This window comes from Mucilaginibacter sp., assembly GCF_036383575.1.
Taxonomy (GTDB): Bacteria; Bacteroidota; Bacteroidia; order Sphingobacteriales; family Sphingobacteriaceae; genus Mucilaginibacter.
On record NZ_DASVOB010000459.1, the window covers coordinates 1 to 2,189 of the forward strand.

Here is a 2,189-nt window from a genome sequence, read left to right on the forward strand (position 1 = left end):
AGATCACGCCCGCTTAAAAACACATTCATTAAGGCGCTGCTGCTGAAAAACAATATAATGTCGTTACTGCTTTGCTGTACCTTTTCATCAACCCAATGGCAAAGGGCTACAGTTTTACCAAACCCAGCAGGTGCGGCAATCACAGTTGCTGTATAATTCCCCTGCAAAAAGGCAGCAAAATGATCATCAATAAACCGCCTCCTGATAGTTTGTGGATAAGGGATCCCCGTTTTGTTTTTGATTGCCTGCAGGGTGAAAGAAGTTATTTTACCAGCATTTGCTTTTAAAAGGTCCCAGTCAACAGTAGTACCGCTTTGCTTTGTAGATTCAGCCTCCTGCTTTCGGCAAAAATCATCCCAGCCCTCATAATCACAGTATCGTGATAATGTATTGAGGGTAAACATAGATGGATTGAACTTACTGTACGCGAAACCATAGATCCGTTTTAAGGTTGTTTCGCTAACCCGCTGTTTGGTTTTATCAAGGATATAAGCTTCAAGCGTCTTACAATCAGCCGGGGCTATATTTGACAACCCCGCAGTTATAAGGACAGCATTTTTTAAGCTCTCAGAATAATATTTAGAAAAACTCGTCATAATTGGCGCTTCAATACTCAGCAAAACTTATTATCGTTAAGGGGTACACCAATAATACGCTGATAATATACACAATTTTTATAATTTACCTATAAAAGCTTATTTATAGATCACAGTATAATTTTATCCTTAAATATAGCTATTGAGAGGCCAAACTACCAAGGTGAATAAAATGAATAAAATTTTAACGGTTGATATGATTCAAAATCCCTGGTAGAAGGATACCCGAAAGCATTTGGCTTTATCGATCATGGTTTACCCTATTATAATATACATGAGTAGTTTATGTTGGAAACCGCCCATCCCCATAATCAATTTACTGGCATTACAAATAAGGTTTTTTTATTTTTATTTGGATTTATTCTAAATAAGACATTCCTTTGTTGCTGTTAATATATCACAGTAATTAAATTACCCCATTAATGAAAAAAATCCTTTACCTGTTAGTGCTGTTAAGCACTGTTCAGATAAGCGTTAAGGCACAGTCAAAATTAGACCAGGACCGTGCCGCCATCCGTGCACTTGGCGGGTTTTATAAAGTAACTTTTGATTATGCCGAAACTTTCTCGCCCGATACTGCATACCGTAACCATCCGCAATACCATTCATGGGGATATGAATGGGCGGCCGTTGAAGAAGACTCGCCAAAAAAGATAGTTATACAGCATTTATTGGTTGTAGGCGACAGTGCTATAATAAAACACTGGCGCGAAGACTGGGTGTACGAAGAACCCACCCTACTCAGCTTTGACCAAAGCAGCACCTGGAAAAAAGGCACCTTAAAAGCAGCCGAAGCGAAAGGCCGCTGGGTACAAAAAGTTTTCCAGGTTGATGACAGTCCGCGTTATGAAAGTATAGGCACCTGGATCCATGCCGATGGCAAGCACTTTTGGCAAAGCGAATGCGATTCTCCATTACCCCGCCGCGAGTTTACCAAGCGCAGCGATTACAATGTACTACGCCGTGGAAACCGCATCTACTTAACTCCAAACGGGTGGATGTTTGAGCAGGACAATCAAAAAATAATCCGCTCGGCCGGTGGTGATAAACTCCTGGCGCGTGAAAAAGGCTACGAAGAATTTACTAAAGCCGATGAAGCCAAATTTGCTTTTGCAAAAGGCTGGTGGCAAAAACAACAACCCTACTGGACAGCCGTTCGCCAGGTATGGGATGAGGTTTATGCGCAAAACACTATCATCAAACTAAAAGGAAAAGTAGATGGCAAACTGCTTTACGAACGCCTTTTTGATCTTGCTGATCAATCGGCAAAAGAGAAATGGGATACTCAAAAAAGTAAAACAGAAGCCCGCAAGCTTATTAATAATTATTTGGTTACCAATGCTTAAAATATAAAGTCCTGTTTTGCAGTTTAGTCGTTTCCATCAAACGGTTAACCGACAGAGCAGGCACCAATTCAATTTTTAAACTACCTCAATTTATGTGCGACGCTAAAATACTCAGTCAAAAGGGAACATCGGTAGTAAGCCGCTGTTCTGAATGCCAATGCATATTTATATGGCACCATAACCTGATCCTTAGCTTTACACCCGATCAATTTATCCAGTTTAAAAACTTCGCTATCGATCTTGATTT

Annotated in this window: 2 protein-coding genes and 1 pseudogene; 2 read left to right on the forward strand and 1 reads right to left on the reverse strand. The window is 40.3% G+C overall.

Annotation, left to right across the window (positions count from 1 at the left end; all coding sequences use genetic code 11):
* Nucleotides 1-533, reverse strand: a pseudogene (locus tag VF500_RS16375) (hypothetical protein); the annotation flags it as partial.
* Nucleotides 534-1,018: 485 nt separating this feature from the next.
* Here VF500_RS16375 and VF500_RS16380 point away from each other — a divergent pair.
* Together VF500_RS16380 and VF500_RS31800 are read left to right on the forward strand one after the other, a co-directional pair.
* On the forward strand, nt 1,019-1,942 hold the full coding sequence (locus VF500_RS16380; protein ID WP_330860702.1) for a DUF6607 family protein: 924 nt from the start codon (nt 1,019-1,021) through the stop codon (nt 1,940-1,942).
* 92 nt (nt 1,943-2,034) lie between these two features.
* Nucleotides 2,035-2,189: DUF6686 family protein (locus tag VF500_RS31800; protein ID WP_414688582.1), on the forward strand; the 155-nt coding region annotated here is incomplete at its 3' end.